Origin of the sequence: Variovorax sp. WS11 (assembly GCF_010499245.1) — a bacterium.
Taxonomy (GTDB): Bacteria; Pseudomonadota; Gammaproteobacteria; order Burkholderiales; family Burkholderiaceae_C; genus Variovorax.
Window position 1 is genome coordinate 956868 of record NZ_JAAGOW010000004.1, and the last position, 20368, is coordinate 977235.

Below are 20368 nucleotides of genomic sequence, written 5' to 3' on the forward strand. Positions count from 1 at the left end.
GCCACGTGTGATGCAAGTTTAGCTTGGAGGAGTTGGTTTGGATCTGTCTTCCGTTGTTGACTTTGTCAATCAAGCCGACACAGAAATCGGCAAATACCGATTTGAAATAGCAATCTCCCCTTCAAAACTATCAAACAATGCTTTCGTACTAGCCGGCCTCAATTGGCAAAGCATCAAATATGGTGATGCCGAGATTGATCAAGTGCCGTCAGACAAACGCGGCATCTATGCTTTTTCCATATCGTATCCGAGCCAAATCCTGCCTCCACATGGCTACATCCTCTACATCGGAATCGCCGGAAGAAGATCGGATCGCTCTCTGAAGGCCCGATACAAGGACTATCTAAACCCTCAAAAGATCATCAAGCGTGAACGGATCGCTCGAATGATTGCAAACTGGCAAGACGTACTACGATTTCACTTTGCACCCGTCGAAGACGCTATTACCTCCGACCAACTCGAAGAACTTGAAACCCAACTCAATACAGCTCTACTTCCACCTTTTTCAGAAGGCGACCTAGAGGCTGATACAAAGAGAAAGCGGAGGGCATTCCGATGAGCGGCAGCAACAACAAACAACTCACCCTCCCCGCTCTTCGCGGAGTCATGGGTAATTGGGTCTATTACACCTGCTTAATGAGCGTGCAGGAACTATCTGAGCGAGTTCGTTTCGCCGAAGAAGTCCACAAGAACAAGAACCTGTCGGGAATGATTCAGCGGCAACTTCGATTAACCAGAAGCGCGCAGATCGCGAACTACATCAAGAATCAGCCTGAGCGATTCTTCAACTCACTGGTAGTGGCGACATATGGAGGTCAACCCAATTGGCACGCAATCTCCAGCGTCAAGTCAAAGCCCGGTGGGCCTGAACTTGGCGAGCTCTCAGAAGAGGCGCTGGAATCGGTGGGATTTCTCTCTTTCCGTGGGGATGAGGAGCTCTTCGCCTTGGATGGTCAACATAGATTGGCGGGCATCAAGAAAGCTGTCGCGGAAGGACTTCCGGAAGACCACGCTGACGAGCTATCCGTCATCTTTGTCGCACACAAAACCACTCCGCAAGGACTGGAGCGAACCCGCCGGTTATTCACTACCTTGAACAAGACTGCCCGCCCCGTCTCGAAAGGCGACATCATCGCCCTAGATGAAGATGATGCAATGGCGATTTGCGTCAGAAAACTTATTGAAGAGACGGATTTCTTTTCTGGAGACAAGATTGCCTTCGTTGCCTCTAACAACATGCCGACAAAAAACGCCGTCAGCATAACAACAATCGGCAATCTCTACGACGTGCTCATAACGCTTTTTACACAAATCCCGACGGAAATAAAAGCAAGAAAGGCTGACCTCCAAAGGATTCGACCTTCTGATGATAAGCTTGATGCTTATTTCGAATTGTCAAAAAAATTCTTTGGATTGCTTGATAAGAATTTTTCGGAAGTTCAGAGTTATTTCAAATCGGGTAATCCAGAGACGGTGGTTCAACAGCATCGCGGCCCCCATGGGGGCACTGCATTGTTTCGTCCAATTGGGCTCGACATCTTTGCCAAGGTCATCGCAAAACTTAGCAAACACATGACGCTAGAAAAAGCCGTTGCACTGGCCAGTAAGCTTCCTCGCAACTTGGGCGAGGCGCCTTATAGCGGCCTCATGTGGAGTCCAAGCACGAAGACCATTTCAAACGCCCACACAATAACTGTCCGAGAGGTCCTGATGCACATGGTCGGGGTTTCGAAATACTCGGAGGCAACCTTACTCAGCAGGTATCGAAAGGCCATGGCGGACGAGACGGCGCAGCTTCCACCCAAAGTCACTTAGTCGCGTCTTGCAGATTCGCAGCCCTGCTGAAACTGCAGGACGATCTCATCATCCGATAGGCCACACTGGTACGGGCGCTTAAGCGTTGTCAGCTCGAATCGCCTCGACCGCAGCCTCAATGTCTTGGTCCGACAGAAACGGGGCCTGCGCGAAGACAAGCCCTTGCTCACCGTTAAGCTTAGCGGCTAGATGACCACGCCCGAGCAGGAGCTCTGCCCCAGGGCGGTCCAGGGAAATCTTAGAAGTGGCTTCACTAGAGACCTTCAAGATCAAACGATTGCCCAGGTTCTCGCGAAGCTGCATGGGCATCACGTCCTTGTCGGGGCGCTGCGCAGCGAAGATCAGGTGGATGCCGGCCGCGCGGGCCTTCACGCCAAGGCGTTGCACCGCAGCGCTCACCGCCGCCTTGTAGGCGTCATCGAGCATCCAGTCGGCAAACTCGTCATGAACGACGAAAAGCATGGGCAGGCGCTCCGCTACCTGCGCTTTGGCGTTGTAGGTCGGCAAGTCGCGAGTCCTGGCCTTAGCGAAGGCCCGGTAGCGATCCTCCATCTCCTGAACCAGCACTTCAAGCACCTCAGTCGCGCGCTCCTTGGTGGTGACAATCTCTTCGCGCATATGCGGCAAGTCGGCCAAAGGGGCGTAGTCCACGCCCATCTTGGGATCGATTAAGACGATCTGCGCGAGCTCCTTGGGATTAGTCGCAGCAATGTCCAAGAGTAAGGCTTGGATGAGGACGGACTTGCCGCTGCCGGTGGCCCCAGCCACCAGTGCATGTGGTTCGTGGGATGAGAGGCCGCCAAACTCCGCGCCGAGGTTCAGATATAGCAGCGCGCCGTTGATTTCTTGGAGGCCCAGCAAGAAAGACGTGTTGATGCCGGCGAGGTTGCGGTTGAGCTCGCGGCGAGCCCATAGCTCCCACAGAGACACCGCTTGCCGTTTTGAGCCCGCGACTGTCACCACGATTTCGCCGGGCTTCGGCTGCACGGTGACGAGGTTGATTGCGTGGGTGGTCAAGAGCTGGGTGCGCTTGTTTTCAATATCCTCGACGCGCAGCCTGTCGGAGCCGGCCAGGCGCACTAAGCAGCCGTTGGGCGTCAACCGGGTGCCCAGGATGGCAGCTTGCAGGCCATAGCTGTTGAGCGCGGCTTTGAGTTTCTTGGTGACATCTTGCGACCAGGCTTCTCGCTCGGCGTCCGCCTCCGCGCCGCCTGCGCATTTGGACGCGGCGAGCGCAGCCAGGGAACCGCGAAGGATGGGCTCAGCGGCGGAGGTCACGGCGGTCGAAGGGGCCGCGGAGCCCTGCAACTGCAGCTCTTCTTGCGCGGACCCAGTCGGCTCGACGGCGACGCTGGAGTCAAAATCCGAGACACTCGCCGGCTGCGGCAGCGGAACATCCTCTTCGGCCGGCTCCGAAAGGCCGCTTGCGAGTTGGTCCATTGCCGCCAACCAGGGCACGCGCGCCGCCGGCTTCTTGAAGCCGTGGCCACCCCAGGGGTGATGCGAGCCAAGGCCGGCGCGGGCTTCGAATGCGCCCTCTCCCTTCGCGTAGGCCTCGACGAGCTTGCGCAGCTCCGGCCGGTCGAAGACCTCCTGCCAAGCCTGGACGCCATCCGACTCTTCAAGCAATTCTTGATCGGAGGCCGAAGTCGAACCAGCATCGGAAGTGTGGACGTAGACGTGCGAATAGCCGCGCAGCGAGATCTCGACGTCGCCTTCGCGCAGCTTCGCGCGGGCGCGCTCCATCAAGCCGGTCATGCCAGGCGGAATTTCCGCATCGATGAGCAGGTCGGCCAAGCGCGCAAGCCAAACGTCGCGATCGAGGCGACCGGGATCGCCAAAGAGAGCCTCCCGGAACATACCCAGCGTCGCGAGGAGCTGGTCCTTGGAATCACGGCGCGCCTTCGCCAAGCCATCCGCGCCCACGTATTTGGACTCGACAATCGCGATGACGACGCGAACGCCCTTCTCGCTCTCCTCGACGTTCAAGGCAAGAACGTCGGCGATACGGCTCTCCGGCTGCGAGAGCCAGCTCGCGTAGTCGTCCAGCAGGAAGTAGGCAGTCAAGACCTGCCCGCCACCGGCGGCCTGCTTGAACTCTTCGGCGAGCAAGTGGCGGCTCAGCACAAGGCCAATCATTTCCCCGGCGGAAATGCCGCGCTTGGCCGCGCGCAGGACGATGTCGCCCGAGACTGACAGCGCGTCCCGCTTGGCCTTGTCAGCCGCCGCTTGGATCTCATCGGCGTTAAGCTGCAGGTTCAGCTCGCCCAGGCGTCTGCGCACCAACACACCCAGCAGCCGTAGCTCGGAAGTCGAGCTGACGATCATGTTGCGGCCATTGGTCGAGCCGCGGCGATAGCGGACGACGGTGATGTTGTTGTGCTGGAGCTGGCGCTTATCCAACAGCTCGTCATAGGTCGCGACCCACTCGGCCAAGTCATGCGCGTCCTTAATCATCGTCGCCAATGCCGGGCTTTGCAGCGAGATGCGCCGAGCTGGCAGGAAGCGTTCGTCCGGCAAGGCGTCGGTCTGACGGCAAACGGCTGCCACCGCCGACACATAGGACCAGCCGGAGGCCGTCTGCCAAGGACAGGTGAGGAAAGTCGTCGACTTGAGCTCGTTCTCGCCTGAAACACTGCGATATGACCAGCGTGATGGGGCGTGCTCCAAATTTGGCCTTTCGTTGGTCCAAGCCACGGGCAGCCATTCCGACTGAGCAGCGCGGGCGATCACGTCATGCAGGAATGCCACGTCGAAGGCCTTGAAGCCTTGCGCGCTTTCGCTGGGCGTCGACGAAATCGGTGTCACCGAGATGCGCAGGTTTGAGATGAAGTTGTCGCTGGTCTCGCTGACCACAGGCATATCCGAGTCATCGCCAGCCTTGTTGACCAACTCGCCATAGACGCTGCGAAGCTTCGCGGGGTCGGAGTGGCGCACCGACACGCTGCATTGCAGTTTGCCGTCTTCCTGGATCGACGAGAGCTCACGTACGGTGGCAAGCGGCAGCTCCGCGGCATCGGCGTTGTAAAGCACTACGCTGAGGTTAGAGGCCTCGTGCGGCTGCAACCCGATATAGCGCTCCAAGAGCTCACGGGCCTGCTTGGCGGCTGAGGCCGGGTCCACATCGGTCATGGCGTCCTCGGCACCACGCGTAGGCGACTCCAACAGACTGTAGCCGTTGACCGTGCTGCTTTCGGACACCAGCATCGGCGCGCCGGCCTTGCTAAGGACGGCGATCTCCGGATAAAACGGGTGGGCGATCTCGTCGGAGAGCTCGCGCATGAAAATCTCGCGATCACCATAAAGGATGTTGCCGCTCGAGAGTAAGTGCGTGGCGAAACCCGCGATGCGACGCGACTTGACCGCCAACGCCTTCATGCGCTCCGGGTGCCAGGGCGGGATGATCAGAGCCGGGTTGTCACCGGCCACGCGAGCGGAGCCGATGGAGAGCACTTCCGACACCAGCCTCGACCGGCAGACATCGCCCCGGGCATGGGTCATCAACGTCGACAGCAGGGCCGCGAAGGACTCGGCCTGCCGCATAACCGCCTCGCCGTGCAGGCCGGTTTCGATGAAGTCCGTGATCGCCTGGATATAGCCCTCCTCGAACTTGTCCCAAGCCGAACGGATCTCGTCGCGCTGTTGGCTGGTGAGGCGGCCTTCGTCGGCAAGGTCTTTGATCCGGCCTTTGATCTCCGCTCTGAGGCTGCGCAACTTGTTGCTGGGTGGGACTAGCGATCCGGCGTCGCGGGCGAAGGTCGCCTCCAAGGTACCCGTGTCGAGCAGCGACACGGTTTGCACCCCGCCTTTCTTGCTCACCAGCCGGCGCGGCACTTCCGTGCTGCCCACAGCGCCTTTCTCCAAGAGGCGGCGCATATCGGCAACCATCGACAAGCCGATCGACGTAGGCCGGTAGCTCCACAGGAGCTGCGTCTTGGCCAAAACCGCCTCCTTGCCCTTGGAAATCTGGACCAAGGCTACGTCGAACTTAATTTGGAGCGCGGCCCTCGCCAGGGAAGAGTTGGGCTTGACCTTGTTCTTCTTGTCGTTGCGCAGCTCTTTCTCCGTAACGAAGAACGCCTCGTAGTCGAAGAGCGGATCGGGCAGATTGGCGTTGCCCATGCGCTCGACCTTCCAGTCGGCCTTGGAGCCCATCAGCTCCTTCAAGCCCCGGTACATCGCCGAGAAATAGCTCCCCGCGTCGTAGTTGAAGCGCTCGCGCCACTCCTTGCGGCCCTTGGTGACGGTAAAGCGCAGGATACGCTCGCCTTCGGGCTCGCGCAGCCCCGCGTGCAGGCCGTTAACCACGCGCGCAAAGCCGTCGAAGAAGTCGTTGCACTCGATGGGTTTGCCATAGAGCGCCTTTTCCCACCGCGCGCAGAGCTTGAAGTCTTGCTCCAGGAGCCGACGGTGTTTGGCGAAGAACTCCTCGTCCTCCCCGTTGAAGTCCGCCCGACGCTCGCGTGTCTTCAAGTCCTCCAGGAGCTTGCGGCCCTCGGTATCCAGCGAGTTCTCCGGCTCGCAGTCGTGATCAAAGAACCGAATCGTCGAGTCGGACAGGCCGAGCAGCTTCTCCTTGGGCTTGTCGAAAGCAAGGTAGACGCCGTCGCCCTCCCACTCAAACTTGGCGAGCTCGGTCGCTGCGTCCAAGTCGCCCGCCGGCGCCGCGACGAAGGCGTCCAAGGCTTCGCGTGCGCTGTCCGCGATCTCGGATGCGTGCTCAGCGATACGCTCGCGCAGCTCCTCTGCGTCCAACGGCTGGCCGTTCTGGCGCAGCTTCTTGAGCAGCGGCGCGCGTTGGGCAAAGAGCTTGGCGAAGGCTTTCTGCCAAGGCTTGCTAGAAGCCGCAAAGGTCTTGGTATTGGCGAAGAACGAGCTATCGCGCGGCAGGCCCGCCTTGGGCAGCGCGTGGCCCACTGCGTCGCGGATGGGTAAGCCGCGCGTAGAAATGGCTTCGATGATCTCGGAGCAAAACTCGCCAAGCTGCACGAGCGAGAGCTCGGAGGAAGAGAGCAGGCCGTTGAGGGCCGCTTGGAATACCGCGCGGTCATCCGGGACGGGCGACAAGCCTCCCACATGCAACGCGGCCTCGACCCACGGCTCCGAATCAGCGCGCATCTCCTTGGCACCGATGGCCATCACATGGCCTAGCGTGTCCGCTAGGTTGTGCTCGTTGCCGTTGGCGGTCAGGATCGCCGCCTTGCTGGTCTCGGCGTTGTTACGCACGAAGCCCGCGTTATGCGGGATCAGGATCTCCAGAGGCAGGCCCTGGCCGCCGACCAGCGCCTCCGGAATCATCAAGTCCACCTTGGCCAACAAGTCAGGGCTGGCGAGGATCGCCCGTGCCACGGCTGCGATCTGACCCGATGAAAGCTTGTCGAGCCGGAACAGAGCGACCGAGTCGCCCGGGTGTCCGGGGTTGGAAATGCGCTTGGAAAGGATGTCCGCGCCGACGCGCCCGATGATGCGATCGGTCAGCATGCGGCCTCTCCCTTGAACGTAAACGGGTTTTCAACAAATGAGCAGGAGTCTGAGAGCCTGCGCACGAGGCCTAAGCCGACAAGCCGGGCTTCGAGGTTGCTCCGGTTTTCGCTGAGCTCCTCCTGGTCGACCAGCTTGGCGTCTATCAGGCGCGAGCCCTCGGCGTCTCCGATGACCAGACCATAGCGGCGCTTGGCCTCCGTCAAGAACTCGTCGAACTGCATGCGGTCATCCACGATGGCGACCACGATCGACTTAAGCAGCCGGTCGTTGGGCGCGTAGCGGTTGCGGCGGGAGAGCCTGCGCGAACTCAGCCCGATGGCGCGCGACCAGGACACGTGAATCTTACCTACGTGCTGCTCATGACGAGCGAGCGCGAGATCGACAAGGTCAGCAACCAGCGTATCCGGGCTCTTTCCGGAGAAGTCCTCGTCGTCGTCACCATCGGCGGGCGGCCACTGGAACTGCTCGCGCATGAGCTTGATCCGCTCGGCCTCAGGGAATTCGCCGTATGCGGCCTTGGTCCATTGGGCGCCTTGCCTGATCGACTCGACGTGCGCGCGAACGGCCTTGGCGGGAAGCCCTTGGTTGAACTGGTAGCTGTCGCCCGAGAGCGCACGAACCTTCGTGCGCTCTTTGGAAACGATCTCACAGACTATTTCCACCGGGTCGTCGTCACCGGCCTGCCGCTTGGCCCGCTCCAGGAAGTAGAGGAGCATGTTCAAGCCGGTGACAGCAATCAGGTGTTCCAACGCATCGTAGATCGGCATATCCGTGGCCAGGATCGACAGCCAGTCATCGCAGATTTGATCGAAGCGCGCGTTTTTGGCTTCGGGCAGATAACCTACGGCGCGGGGATCCTCGGCGAGCTGGGCTCCGCCTTGCAGCGTCCTGGCGAGCCGGTTCATCGAAGCTTCGCGGTCGAAGAGCCGCTTGGAAAGGATCTGGCCGAGCATTGCCCCTTTTGCCGACCTGGCGAGCATCAGATAGAGCAGCTCGCCTGTGCGCGCGAAGAAGCGCCGGTCATTGCTCATCTTTCCACGCGCGTCGATCTCCAAGTCCTCATAGAGAGCGTCAGGACCGAACGGGAACGCGAACTTCGAGCTCCAGCGTTTGTTGCTGCGCGATTCGAAGGATGAGGAGCGCAGCAGCTCGATGGCCTTCGCGAAATCATCGAAGCTCGAAAAGGCTCGGCGCAGGTACGCCATATCGCCATCGCCGTTGCCCGTCGCACCCTCAGCGAACTTGGCGAACCATTGCTTCCACTTCTCCTCGTCGGGCAGCGCGATCTCGGCGATGGCTTCGACGTAGGGGTTGTTGAACAGCAGCCCGCGCAGGCGGATTTGGCGTTGAGGCTGAAACTTGACCGATCCGCCCATGCCCGCTTGGGGCAACAACGGCGTGTCGAGGTTGGACCCGAGCACGCCCAGGAATTCCAGCACCGTCAGATGAGGGAGTTGCTCGTCGTAGAGGCGATGACCCCAGATGTTCTCGTCGACGCAAAAATCGACACTCTTGATCTCGGGCCGCTTGATGATGTCGCTCACAGCGGCGCCCTCACGGTCACGGGACGCGCAAACCCGCGGCCTCCAGGTTCAATGTCGATAAAGTTGAGCGTCAACGCCGCGGCTTCGCCGCCGGCTTCTTCATCATCGCCCGCGAAACCCGCCTTGCGGACTAACTCCGCTTTGCGGAGCAGTTTCGCTTTGAAGGCCAACAGATCTTCGAGGCACTCATTGGAGAAGCTCGCTGGCAGCGCGCCCTCTGCGGCGCGCGAAAGAAACTCGTGTCGGATGGGCGTGAGATCGAAACTGACCGAGTTGCCCTGCGCGGGAGCGAGCGACACATCGAGCTGCGGCCGCCCCGTCTCTTCGTCAAGGCGGATCGCCATGCCGACGCCGCCTTGCCTGCGCGAGGGAGTCTCGTGGTCGCAGAGCACGCTCACCCGGCTTTGGGTGAAGCCTCCGGAGCTGGCGATAAAAATGCGGTCGACGTTCTCAATCAGGAGACCCGTCATCACTCGGTTGAGTCCCTTGGCGATGCGACCCCGTGTAGCGTCGCTCACCGGCTTCTTGGTCTTGAGCGCCTCGATGACGTCCAGGTAGTCCCCGGCAAACCGGAAGGCCGTCATCGACCAGCGTGGATAGCCGGCTTCGCCCTCGGGGAGCGTGAAATAGAGTCGGCGCCGCTGCGCCTCCAGCATTTCCAAGAACTCGGAGAAACCGCCTTCGAGCCGCGCGCCTTCGTGCCCTTCCAAGTAAGCGTCCTGCGCCGCACGAAACGTTGCCGTGGCCCCATAAATCGCATCAGACGCGATCAGGCGGTCGAAATCGGACTGCAGCCGCGAGTCGTCCTTGCCATAGACCAGCAGCCCGTCGACGGCATTGGTTGTTTCCGCGCCCACGCCGAAGCTGGCCATGGCCCTGAAGACCGGCCGATCGGAAGTCCTGCGCTTGGGTAGGTTGGCACCGAACGCGTTGGCGTAGATGCTCGCCTTGCCAACGCCCCCGCTCTCCTGAATCCTGGCGACATCTGCGCAGGTCAACAAGTTCTCCTTCGCTTCCTTGGCATCGGAGTAGCCGAGGACTATGTTCGAGCACAGGGCCAGCAGGTCGCGGACGGGAAGATGCAGCCCGTTGAGCCGCGCGATCTCGACCAGATCACCCAAGCGACGCGCGAGCTGCCCGCCATCCGCTTCGCCGAGCAGGCGGCGGCGGTTCTCGTCGATCGGGCAAACTTTCCCATTGGCGATCAGCGAACAGCGCTTACAGTTCTCCCATTCGGGATGGCCCGCCACCGCCTTGGCGACTTCGTCGAGAGTCTTCCGGCTGGTGGTACGGCTGAGGTCGAAGACCGCGAGCCGATCCGGCGCCGGACCGGCTTGGAGGAATCGCTCTTGGAGCGGCTTGCGCAGCGGATGAACGCGGTCCTGGCGCCTTCCCAGATCGCGCAGCCTGTCCAGAAGTTGGCCGTGGTTGGCCGCCAGGATGACTACCTCGGAATCGTCGCCACCGAGCACGGACTTTTCAAGGCGCTCCAGCGGCAAGTCGCTCTCCTCGCCGTTGAACTCGGAAAGATCCTTGATGAAAACCGCCAAACGGCCATCAGCAAGCCGAAGCTCTTTGATGTTGCCCTTGCTGGACCAATCTTTGGAATCGCCACCGATTCGGCTCCACAAAGCGCGGCAGTGGTAGGTCTTTCCGTCACCTGCCGTTCCCGCGATCAGCATGGAGCCCGGGGCATTCGATTCGATGTGCTGCACCATGGCGTCCAGCAGCGGCGTCGACAGGCTGATAGGCCTAACCTTCGCCCGTCCCAACGCGCCGGCCACATACTCGTCAAACATCGTCAAGTTGTTTGGTGTGGGGCCATAGCTGCGCAGGAATCTGACCCATGCGCTGGCCGGCGGGACCCCAAGCTCGCCCTCGCTTTGCGGCGGCGTGTTCATCATGCTGCTCCTCCTAGCGTTTTTCACCGGCCATCGAAGACATTCATCCATGCCGGCAGCGTCACGCCCGATGGCGGCGCTCTCAATGCTACAGAGCGTAACACCAAGGAAGTCGTGGCAGCCTTGTCGTAGCGAATGCGTAGGGGACGGAATTGGTTGGGGCTGCCAAAAAGTTCTCGACCAAACGATGGGCCCGTTGGAGGCAAAGGTGGGGCGCAAGCACGGCGGAGCGCGCCGTGCGAACGGGGCTCAGAAGCTTGATTATCGAGAGGAGCACTTTTCTTGAGCCATGGTGCTGAATCTTTTCATGATGGCCTCCTTTTCGCCGGCGCTCAGCTCCCGCGCTGATTTTGGGCCGATAGCTTTCCCGTCAATACTCTGGACGATGCTTCGTGCAATCTTGTATGGCAACTCACGCCAGGTATCGAGCAAGCACTGCAACTGAAAACGGACCCAACCTTTACCCTTTCTGATGGAGACAATGACCGCTGGTGCATAGACAAAAGCGGTGTTGCCGTCGCCAAAGCGATCTGCATGACAGTTGATCACGAGATCGCCGACACGGGCTTCCTTTGCCGGGCGCCCGCTCTGAGGCCAGCGAATTTGCGATAGGTCCGCATTTCCACCTTTCACCTTCTTTCTCGCCAGGGTTAGGGCTTGTCCGGCTTCCCGCCCTTCTCGCTCCTCAATCGTTCTGGATAGATCCTGAGTCGAAAGCCACCAATAGCGCTGGCCGCGCCGGTCGGTAAAACGCACGCCACGCTTCTTCGTCGGCGTTCCGCGGCGGACAACCGTTACCTTGATCGCTGCGAGCCGTTCCAGTTCGTCCCAGTCCAGGGGTGCTTTCGCGTTCCTCTTTGCAATGGCGATGAAGGCCTCCACTTGGCTGTGCAGGGAGGGATCTCTCATTAGCACAGACGCCTCAGTCAACTTCGACTAAAGAGTTCTCCGAAGCATTCGCAGAGCCGACAACGACATGATCACCAACGCAGATGACCTTGGCATGAAGGCCCGCAAGATGATAGATGGTGACACCCTTCCTCTTCAGTTGACTCAATAGCTTCGCGCTGTTCGAGCCGCTAGCGATGCAGATAGGATGCGTCGACGACGAGCTCATCGCCATGCTGGAGACTAAGCAGGTCTTTGCTGTAGTAGGCGATTGCAGCGCGAAGAGGCTGGTCGTCACGCGGCAAATCGGCAATCTGGGCCCACAACCCCTCACTAAGCAACGTGTTGCTGCTGCGTTTCATCCTGTTCCTTGAATCCGGCGTCAGCGCAGAATAGCAGTCTCTCACATGCAGACAGGAGAGTTCCTGACGGTTTGCAGGTGCGCGTTTGCGGAACTTGCTGACGCCCCACGTGACGCGCACAGATCTGAGTCCTGTTGACTATCGCATTCGTGTCGTCTCGAACAGGTGTGCTGAGGCGCACTGGGAGAAACCACACCTCGCCTCGCCGTAGTAGCGTAGTAGCGGCAAACTGGCCGCAGGCCACGACGGTCCGCGCTGGCTCTACCTATACATTAGTTGGCTAGCCAGTCTGCGTCGCGGAGAGCCGGCTGGACTCCGCCGGGGCCTTCCGAGCAAGCAATGGGAGAACGCCGCGTGCCGAGATCGGTGTGGCTGGCGACTACCGCCCATGTTGGCACTTCGACCTTTGCGCACGAAGTCCACGCCCATTTCCTTCTTCCAAGTGCTCAACGCCTCGAATACCGCCGCGGGACCATCTTCCCGCTCACCGTTGGCGTCATGGCGAAGGCCTCCCGCGATTCCGACGGCGCATAACTGACATGGATTGGCCGGTCCGGAGCGTAGAAGTACAGCCGGTCGAACGGAAGGTTCTCGACGATCCAGTCGGCGACTTCCCTCATGTCCTCGTCGTCGACGACGAAGTCGCAGGCAGCACCACCCCGCGAACAGACCAGCTGACCATTCCGCTTCCTCTCGTGCGCTGCGTGTTGGTCAAGCTCGGGAGCGATTCTGGCATGGATGTGCTTGGCCAGATCGGGAGAACAGAAACCGTAGGTCACGCGTATCGTACCGAAGTAGTCGACAACTGGATCCAGTAGCTTCGTAGCGAGATCATAGAGTGCGTTGAACGACTCTGCCTCGCGTGGCACGTTGAGCAAGGCCAGCGCGGCCTGCGTCTCGCCACATTGGATCAATTGGCGATAGGTGAAGCGGGCTCCGCAAGCATCGTCAAGGTCGGGAATCGAAGTGCCTCTTACAAGCCGCGAACCGCTGATCTCAAGGCGTAGCATGCGCAGCGCTTGCAGGAGGTTGTCAGGTGAAAGGCCGAACTCAGAGTCGCTGAGGACCCCTGTGGTCGCAAGTGCCTCATCGAATGCGAGTTGCTCGGCATATCCTTCCACCTCTTCATGCATGAACCGGCTCTTGTTAAAGAGTAACGGCTTCGGAAACTCCCTGCCGTACTCGAACACCTCATAGTCCGTGTGCCTCATATTGACCTTGATGCGCTTTGTCATAGCGGGCGTCGGGCTTTGGCTGAAGTTTTCGTACTGCATGAGGCTTAACTTACCGGAGCCAATGTGGATCTTGACGAGATCAATGTCTGCGAGGTCTCCGTAGAGCTGCAGGCCGCACGCCACGTACGCGCGCAACACTGACGGCAGGCGCTCGATCGACGACACATGAAGCTGGAGATCGTGATCCCCGTCGAGCCAGCCGAGCCCTCTTGTCGCAGCGTCCTGGCAGGCCTTCAGTACAACCGAGGGATCGGCCGCTTCCTTGAGTAATTGCACCCCGGCGGCCTGTGCATTGGCATAGTCTCCGAAGAACGCCTTGATGTCGCGCTGCAGCCACGCTTCCAGCTCCCGATAGCGCGGCCGCTTCGCGAATTGCTGGAGAGCAAAATACAGGCGCAGATCGTCCGCGCGAGCAGCTCGCGCCTGATCGAGCAACGCATCGTCAAATGACTTCAGGAGATGGCGCAGTGACCTCTGCAGGCTGCCGAACTCTCGGATGACCTCGTTCAGTTCGGGCACCTCGTCTTCGTCCGGCAAGCGGCCGAGATCCAGTGCAAGGCGCCAGAGAGCTTGCAGAAGTGGATGCGGCTGTTCAGGAACATCCACTGTTGGATCGGGGCGCCTCGGCGACCGCTCGCGAGCACGTAATCGGAGGCGAGATTGCATGCTTAAGAGGCGAGTGCCGATGTCTTTGCGGCGGTACCGGCTCGCCAGGAAGCTCTGCTCCCACTCCTTGTTGGCGAATATGAACGCAATGCCCGGCCCTACAAGGAAAGCCTCTTGATGCAACACATGCTCAAGGTAGTCTTTCAGCTCAGCCTGGTTAAAGTACTTTTGAAACGTGCCTCGCAATGTCACAAAGCCGTCTCCCAAAGGACGCCCCGCCGATCCCGGGCCATAGAGCATCACCGCTACGGCCATAACACCCCGCGTGAGTTCGAACGCGCCGTGTAGAACCTCCACTCGTTCCGCGGGATCCTCGATGACATTGATGACAAAGCCAACGTTGACCACTTCGGCCGAGCTCATCGGTTCGTTGGCGGCGAAGTGCGGATCCCAGCCGGAGGCGGCAAATCCATCGGCAACTAGGGCAGCCACGTCATCGCCACGACCGCACCCGTAGTCGAAGAACCGTCGCTCGCGCGCCAGTAGGCCGTGCCGCAGCAGCAACTGAACAGGCGCCGAGATCGCCGTTCTGGAAAGTGCGGTCAAATGTCGCTGGACAGGGCGCGCGGCGGACGAATCCGGCGACTCGATCGCATCGATGGCGTTTGCGATCGGCACGAACTGTTCTCCGACAAGCTGGAAGCCCCTGCTCGCGATCGCACGCTCCCAGTTGAGCTGAAAGCCTATGATCCTGGAATCGTCGAAGAGCCCGAGACTTTCTGCCGTTTCGGTAATTGCTCGCCACTTGGCCCGCCGCGGATGCTTTGGGTGAACGAGCAGTTCCTTCCTGTGAAGCAGCGGCGGATTCAGCGAGTCGCTGTACGTCCGCAACCTGAGGGTCGAGCCGCTACCGCCCTGCCTGCTCCAGCTGCTCGCAAGCGCGGGAAACGGATCGTCTTCAAACGTGGGGTACTCAAGCAACGAGATGCGAGCCGTGCGCAGGTTGATTTTTGCAACGTTCACTCGCTGGCGGACATCGACTGGAAGCGCTGCCAGCGCAGCTTGCAGCTGCGCCTGATGGTCGGCGTTGGGCAGACAGGCGATGGCGGACAGATGCACGTACAGGTCATCGCCAACCTTTTTCCCAACACCAGACATAGCCTACGCCCTCAAACCTGAAGCATCGCACTTTGTTCTGCGAACGTCCCTGCGACGGCGCTGTTCGCGCGAATCGACTATCCGCTTGCGCTCGCCGGCGATCCGATTGAGCCCTGAGGTGTAGTCGGTCATTGGAGGATCGTAGTTCCAAAACCCGGCTGCGCCAACTGTCCAGCGCCCCATCTCATGCTACTTCGCCCGGTAAGGCGAATCACACAGCGCCTAGCCGCTCGATGGCCTACCGGCTGTATTGCTAATGGTTCCTGGGCTGCTTCTGGTTCAGCACGCCGGTTGCGACGGCGATGCGAGGGTCGGCGACTTTCGCCTTGCGCAACACCCATGCGCCGACACCGACGAGGTGCTGGGAGTAGCCAGACTTATTCAGAAGCGCGCGTCGGCCAGCAGCACATCGACACCCTTGGGACGGAACGTGCAGAGGCCCTTCAGAAGAGGCTCACGTCCGTACATGGACGCCATCGTTCTTTGACGGATGGAGCGGTCCGAGTTTCTGTTGCTCATTGCCCCTACAGTGAACTGTGTCGAAAGTCAATCGGCCTGACGAATGATGCCTATTGAACTGATGGAGAACACACTGACTTTGTAAGGCTTAGGTTTGCGGCTTCCCTGGCCGCCGACGACTCTGCCGCACAACATTCCAATGATAAGGAGTCTCAGCATCATGATCCGAACCAATCTGGTCTTGGAGGGCGTGCGCGCGACTGCGTGCCGCCAGGCACTCATAACGGCCGCGGTTGTAGTTGCGGCACTGAGCAGTTCGGGTTGCGGCAGTATTCCTGACGCAGAGGTCTCCTACTACAAGGCGGCCAGCAAGGTAACAGTGCGGGTAGTCCGTACGGTCGTGTGCGACTCAAAGGACTACCTGTATGTCGCCAATACCGTGACGCCGACAGTGACTCACTTCGCAGACACCAAAAGCGGCCAAACACTTCGTCTGGCTGGGTTGCGCGGGACCTTCACTGACTCGGACGTGAAGTTTGAGGTCTACGAGGACGGTCGGCTGAAGTCAGTCAACACCACCATAACAGGCCAGGGGGAAGCGGTACTCAAGGCAGCTACCACGCTCGCGAGCACGCTTGCTGCCTTTGCTGGCCCCATACCGCCCCCCTCGACCTACCAGAAGGAATGTGCGTTCGTGAAGGACTTCGGCGGTGGCAAGCCGGTCACCGTGGCCTACGAGAGCGAGGTCGATCCCACTGCGCCGGAGAGACAGACCATCAATCCGGACGCTTCAAGCAAGGGAAGCGAGAAGATCCTTGGCGGCGCCCTGGGTGGCGTCTGCGCCAAAGCGAGCCGAAAGGAGCCGCCCCCGCCCAAGCCGGTGGTCTACACTCGCTCTGACGGAGACTTAGTGCTGCACGCGCGACAGCCGGCCTGGATCCAGATCGAAGTGGGCGTGGAGACGCCAGGAAATGGGTGCACAGCATCGCTGTGGACAGGGCGGGTTCTGATTGCTCAACTCGGGACCGACTACGTGTTGCCGGTCCCTCGCACCACACTCTTCGGAAAGCAGGTTCTGGCCGTTGGATTCAACGAGTCAGGAGCCATCGCCAACGTTCAATACGTCAGCAATTCGGGAGCTGCCAACGCGGTCGGGGCCGCCAATTCGCTTCTGACGATTGCTCAGGGCGAAACTACGGTTGCAAAGGTCGCTGAGGTGAGGGCCGAGGCTGACCTTATTGCGCAGCAGCAGCGGCTGGCGCAGTGCATGGCCGACCCGAAGAATTGCAAGTAGCAAACTCGTCGTTTCGGCGAATTGGAGGCATTTATGAGTCAACGCACGTCCGTCCTGCTCGTCGTTCTTCTGCTGTTCTCGGGTGCTGCGGCGGCGAGCGAGGTCACCTTGACGCTCGTCCCAGACGGGGCCGTTACTGCCAGGCCTGGCAGTGGCGCTGCCAAGGTCGATGGGGGGAAGGCTGCCGCAAGGGCGCAGGTAGCCGGTGACGAAGACATCAACAGCTGCGAGGTCTATGGAAGGCAAAGCTCAGCCAACGGTCGCGCGTCGGTGACGGCCCTCGCCGGTAAGTCTCCATCCACTCTGACGTATCGACTCGACGCGGCCGCAACCGCGAGCGGTGGCCACTATCGGACGGGCACGTGCCTCGCTGGCCGCCGTATCGGGTTTAGTGGGCACGACACCGAAGCCTCGGTCGACGCCGTCGCTACGGCGGTGGTCCGCATCCACTTCGACGAAGGAAGGCCGGACGTCCCTTACTTCGTCAAAATCTCCCGCTCGCAGAGTGGCTCGAAACAGGACGACGAGTTGATGGGGCCTGACGGTAAAGTAGTAGCGCTGTCGACAACGGGTAGCCCGTTCCCCGTCATCATGAGCCGACCAGGCCAGAGCTACTTCCTTCGCACTGCTGTCGCTGCGGCAGCCAGAAGCAAGGGAGGCTGCTGCAGCGATCAAGGAGCCGCGACTACCGAGATGACTGTTTCGGTTGAGCCCGCGCCGCTTCTGTTTGGGAGCGGACAGCGTGGCTACATCCGAGGCGGTACCCAGACGGAGAGCTACAAGAACGTGGCGGTTGTCATGCTCGACGGTTTGCCTCATTGCACTGCGACGCTCGTGGCGCCCAGCATGCTTGTCACGGCGGCCCATTGCGTGCATGGCCATATGACAAAGGAGAAGCTGGACAGTGGGAAGGTGCAAGCCTCCTTCGGATCCGTGTACTCGCAGGCTCTGTTCGCGCCGATAGAGGTCACGCGTGCGTCTTACCCGGACAGCGGCGATATGGTCTTTGACCCCAAGACACTGCGCCACGACATCGCACTGCTTCGCCTCAAGACGCCGGTCAATCAGGGCGGCATAACCCCAGCCGAGCTGCATGCTGGCACGCCTTCCTGGAAAGAGGTCAAGGCCAAGGGGACGAAGATACTTTTCGTTGGCTTCGGCTTCAACGTGTTAAACAACGAGATGATCGGCCTGGGAATCAAGCGCGAGGCGTCCTGGGCGATTTCAGGTTACGATGATCTCGCGGTGTCTTTCTCTGTCCCTGGCACTAACACCTGCTTCGGCGATTCCGGAGGGCCAGGCTTCATCGAAGGGAGCAGCGCCCTCATGCTGGCCGGTATTACATCTGGAGGTGATGACGCTTGCACCTCGGGGTTCGACACGCGTATTGACGCCTATCTTGGCTGGCTCAAACCACGCATCACTCAGTAGGTCGCGAGCTATTTCCCTTTCCGATAGGATGATTCTGTAATGCCTCATCCGTCTCCCAACAAGCTCCTTGATCTCCTTCGCGGTCGTGGCGCTCGCCTGGCGGGCCCATATCGTTACCTCCTGGAGGAATTTTCCCTCCTGGAGGAGCATCGAAAATCTGCGGATGCTCACTTTCGCTCGGAAGAGGAAGCCATCGACAAGCTATACGAAGCCGAACTAGCGAAACTCACACCGGAACAGAGACAGCAGTTCGACATGGAACACCTGGCGGATGCATAGTGGTTGGTCGCGCGGGAGCTACCACGACTTCAATGGTATGCCCAGTTCCTGGTCGTGTATGGAACGGCAGAGGCAATGCTCAACAAGTTCTGCGGGGTTGTTAAGCGGCGGTCGAAATTGACCGGGGTGTAGCGCCCGAGGTAGTCCAGCACCTGTTGCGGGCCACCAAAGGGCGCCTTGGCGTAGACGATCCACTCGGCATGGGCGATGGGCGCCAGGTAGCGGGCGAAGGCATCGGGGTCCTGTAGCGCCGCCAGGTTGTTGAAGAAGCGCAGTTCTCCCTCGTCGAAGGCCTGCCGCAACTGCGTCAGGAACACACGCCGGAACAGCCGCGACAGCACCCGCACCGGCAGGAAGAAGCCCGGGCGGCAGGCGATCCAGCGCTGGCCATCCGGGGCCAACCCGCCACCGGGCACGACGCAGTGCAGGTGCGGGTGATGCAGCAGGTTCTGGCCCCAGGTGTGCAGGATGGAGATGAAGCCGATCTCGGCGCCCAGGTGCCGGGGATCGGCGGCGATGGTGCGCAAGGTCTCGGCGGTGGCGTGGAACAGGATGTCGTAGACCACGGCCTTGTTCTGGTAGGCGATGGCCGCGATCTCCTGCGGCACCGTGAAGACGACGTGGAAGTACTCGACCGGCAGCAGCTCGGCCTGCCGGTCTTCGAGCCACTGCGCGCGAACCAGCGACTGGCACTTTGGGCAGTGCCTCGAGCGGCAGCTGTTGAACGAGATGCGCTGGTGACCGCAGGCGTCGCACTGCTCAACATGGCCGCCGAGCGCGGCCGTGCGGCAGCGCTCGATGTCGCGCATGACACGGCGCTGCCCACCGCTGAGCGCGTCAGCGTGATCCTGACGGTAGGCAGGCCCGACCTGGCGGAAGATGTCCGCCACTTCGAGCCCGGTGGCTCGCATCGCTGCCGGCTCAATGACGCTTCTGTCAGCAGCTACTCGTCGAGGAAGCGCATGCCGGCCTCGCTGTCGGCCACCATCATTCTTGAGCGCATGGCCACAGAACACCGGAGGCGGCGTCGGCTCAGACGGCTGCGGCGGGGCCTCGGGCAACAGATCCAGCGGGCTGGTCGTCGCGCACACCGTGGGTGGTGGCGATCTTCAGGTAGCGCGAGGTGGTGGCCAAGCTGCGATGACCGAGCAGTAGCTGGATGCGGCGCACATCGGTGCCGGATTCCAGCAGGTGCGTCGCAAACGCATGTCTCAGCGAGTGCGGGGTGATCGGCTTGGGTATTCCGGCGGCGCGATGTGCCTTCTGACAGGCCCGCTCTACGGCAAAGCGCGTGATCGGCTGGCCGGGGATGTCGCCCGGAAACAGCCAGGTCTTGGGGCGCACGACCTTCCAGTATTCGCGCAGCGTCTCCAGCAACCGCGGCGAGAGCATGACGTATCGGTCACGGCGGCCCTTACCTTGATGGATCCGAAGCACCATGCGCTGGCTGTCGACATCGGTCACCTTCAGATGCGTCGCCTCGGACACGCGCAGGCCGGCGGCATAGGCGGTGGTGAGAATCGTGCGCTGCTTGAGGTTGTCGACACACGCCAGGAAATGCATGACCTCCTGCGGGCTCAGCACCACAGGCAGCTTGAACACCTTCTTGGGCATGGGGATGTCGTCCGGCGCCCAGTCGCGCTTGAGCGTCACCTTGTACAGGAAACGCAGCGCCGCCGTCGCGATGCTGACTGTGCTCGGAGCGAGTTTGCGGGTCTTCGTAAGATGCACCTGATAGGCCCGAACCTGCTCCGGTCCGAGCTCCTCAGGCGAGCGGTGGAAGTGTCCCGCATAGAGCGAGACCTGTTGCAGGTAGGACAGCTGGGTGTTCTCGGCAAGGTTGCGAATGCCCATGTCCTCGAGCATCCGCTGGCGTAGCGGTGTCATGGCGAAGCTCCTTTGCAAGTGGAAC

General features: G+C 60.6%; 10 protein-coding genes and 2 pseudogenes. 4 read left to right on the forward strand and 8 right to left on the reverse strand.

All coding sequences use genetic code 11. The features are described 5' to 3' along the window. The first annotated feature begins 37 nt into the window (after positions 1 to 37). Positions 38 to 559: a hypothetical protein gene (locus GXN78_RS34040; RefSeq protein ID WP_146163184.1), complete on the forward strand. Its 522-nt coding sequence runs from the start codon at positions 38 to 40 to the stop codon at positions 557 to 559. Continuing rightward, positions 556 to 1815: a DGQHR domain-containing protein gene (locus tag GXN78_RS34045; RefSeq protein ID WP_106560454.1), complete on the forward strand. Its 1260-nt coding sequence runs from the start codon at positions 556 to 558 to the stop codon at positions 1813 to 1815. Before GXN78_RS34040 ends, GXN78_RS34045 begins: the two co-directional genes overlap by 4 nt. A gap of 78 nt (positions 1816 to 1893) precedes the next feature. On the opposite strand, the gene GXN78_RS34050 is transcribed toward GXN78_RS34045, so the two are convergent. From GXN78_RS34050 to GXN78_RS34075, 6 genes are all read right to left on the reverse strand, one after another. Further along, entirely contained in the window at positions 1894 to 7296 is a 5403-nt protein-coding gene (locus GXN78_RS34050; RefSeq protein WP_106560453.1) for an FtsK/SpoIIIE domain-containing protein, read from the reverse strand. After that, entirely contained in the window at positions 7290 to 8843 is a 1554-nt protein-coding gene (locus GXN78_RS34055) for a hypothetical protein (protein WP_106560452.1), read from the reverse strand. The genes GXN78_RS34050 and GXN78_RS34055 overlap by 7 nt, the downstream gene beginning before the upstream one ends. After that, positions 8840 to 10747 carry an AAA family ATPase gene (locus tag GXN78_RS34060; protein WP_239143002.1) on the reverse strand — a complete coding sequence of 636 codons (1908 nt, stop codon included), beginning with the start codon at positions 10745 to 10747 and terminating at the stop codon, positions 8840 to 8842. Before GXN78_RS34060 ends, GXN78_RS34055 begins: the two co-directional genes overlap by 4 nt. Before the next feature lie 258 nt (positions 10748 to 11005). After that, positions 11006 to 11653, reverse strand: a complete 648-nt coding sequence (locus tag GXN78_RS34065; protein ID WP_146163183.1) for a hypothetical protein — start codon at positions 11651 to 11653, stop codon at positions 11006 to 11008. A 170-nt stretch (positions 11654 to 11823) separates the two neighbouring features. Next, a complete protein-coding gene (locus tag GXN78_RS34070) occupies positions 11824 to 11994 on the reverse strand; it encodes a hypothetical protein (RefSeq protein ID WP_164256122.1) in 171 nt (56 codons plus the stop codon). Positions 11995 to 12440: 446 nt separating this feature from the next. After that, on the reverse strand, positions 12441 to 14954 hold the full coding sequence (locus GXN78_RS34075; protein ID WP_239143003.1) for a DNA phosphorothioation-associated putative methyltransferase: 2514 nt from the start codon (positions 14952 to 14954) through the stop codon (positions 12441 to 12443). A gap of 718 nt (positions 14955 to 15672) precedes the next feature. Here GXN78_RS34075 and GXN78_RS34080 point away from each other — a divergent pair. Both GXN78_RS34080 and GXN78_RS34085 read left to right on the forward strand, forming a co-directional pair. Next, complete coding sequence (locus GXN78_RS34080) at positions 15673 to 16746, forward strand: hypothetical protein (RefSeq protein WP_106560450.1); 1074 nt, start codon at positions 15673 to 15675, stop codon at positions 16744 to 16746. A gap of 33 nt (positions 16747 to 16779) precedes the next feature. Then, positions 16780 to 18177 carry a trypsin-like serine protease gene (locus GXN78_RS34085; RefSeq protein WP_106560449.1) on the forward strand — a complete coding sequence of 466 codons (1398 nt, stop codon included), beginning with the start codon at positions 16780 to 16782 and terminating at the stop codon, positions 18175 to 18177. A gap of 404 nt (positions 18178 to 18581) precedes the next feature. Here GXN78_RS34085 and GXN78_RS34090 read toward each other — a convergent pair. Beyond that, positions 18582 to 19367, reverse strand: a pseudogene (locus tag GXN78_RS34090) (IS91 family transposase); the annotation flags it as partial. A gap of 144 nt (positions 19368 to 19511) precedes the next feature. Next, positions 19512 to 20343, reverse strand: a pseudogene (locus GXN78_RS34095) (tyrosine-type recombinase/integrase); the annotation flags it as partial. Positions 20344 to 20368: the final 25 nt, after the last annotated feature.

Bases quoted from the DNA above. Each gene is read 5' to 3' on its own strand.
- GXN78_RS34045 (WP_106560454.1), top strand. From the start codon at position 556: ATGAGCGGCAGCAACAACAAACAACTCACCCTCCCCGCTCTTCGCGGA.
- GXN78_RS34050 (WP_106560453.1), bottom strand. From the start codon at position 7,296: ATGCTGACCGATCGCATCATCGGGCGCGTCGGCGCGGACATCCTTTCC.
- GXN78_RS34060 (WP_239143002.1), bottom strand. From the start codon at position 10,747: ATGATGAACACGCCGCCGCAAAGCGAGGGCGAGCTTGGGGTCCCGCCG.
- GXN78_RS34065 (WP_146163183.1), bottom strand. From the start codon at position 11,653: ATGAGAGATCCCTCCCTGCACAGCCAAGTGGAGGCCTTCATCGCCATT.
- GXN78_RS34070 (WP_164256122.1), bottom strand. From the start codon at position 11,994: ATGAAACGCAGCAGCAACACGTTGCTTAGTGAGGGGTTGTGGGCCCAG.
- GXN78_RS34080 (WP_106560450.1), top strand. From the start codon at position 15,673: ATGATCCGAACCAATCTGGTCTTGGAGGGCGTGCGCGCGACTGCGTGC.
- GXN78_RS34085 (WP_106560449.1), top strand. From the start codon at position 16,780: ATGAGTCAACGCACGTCCGTCCTGCTCGTCGTTCTTCTGCTGTTCTCG.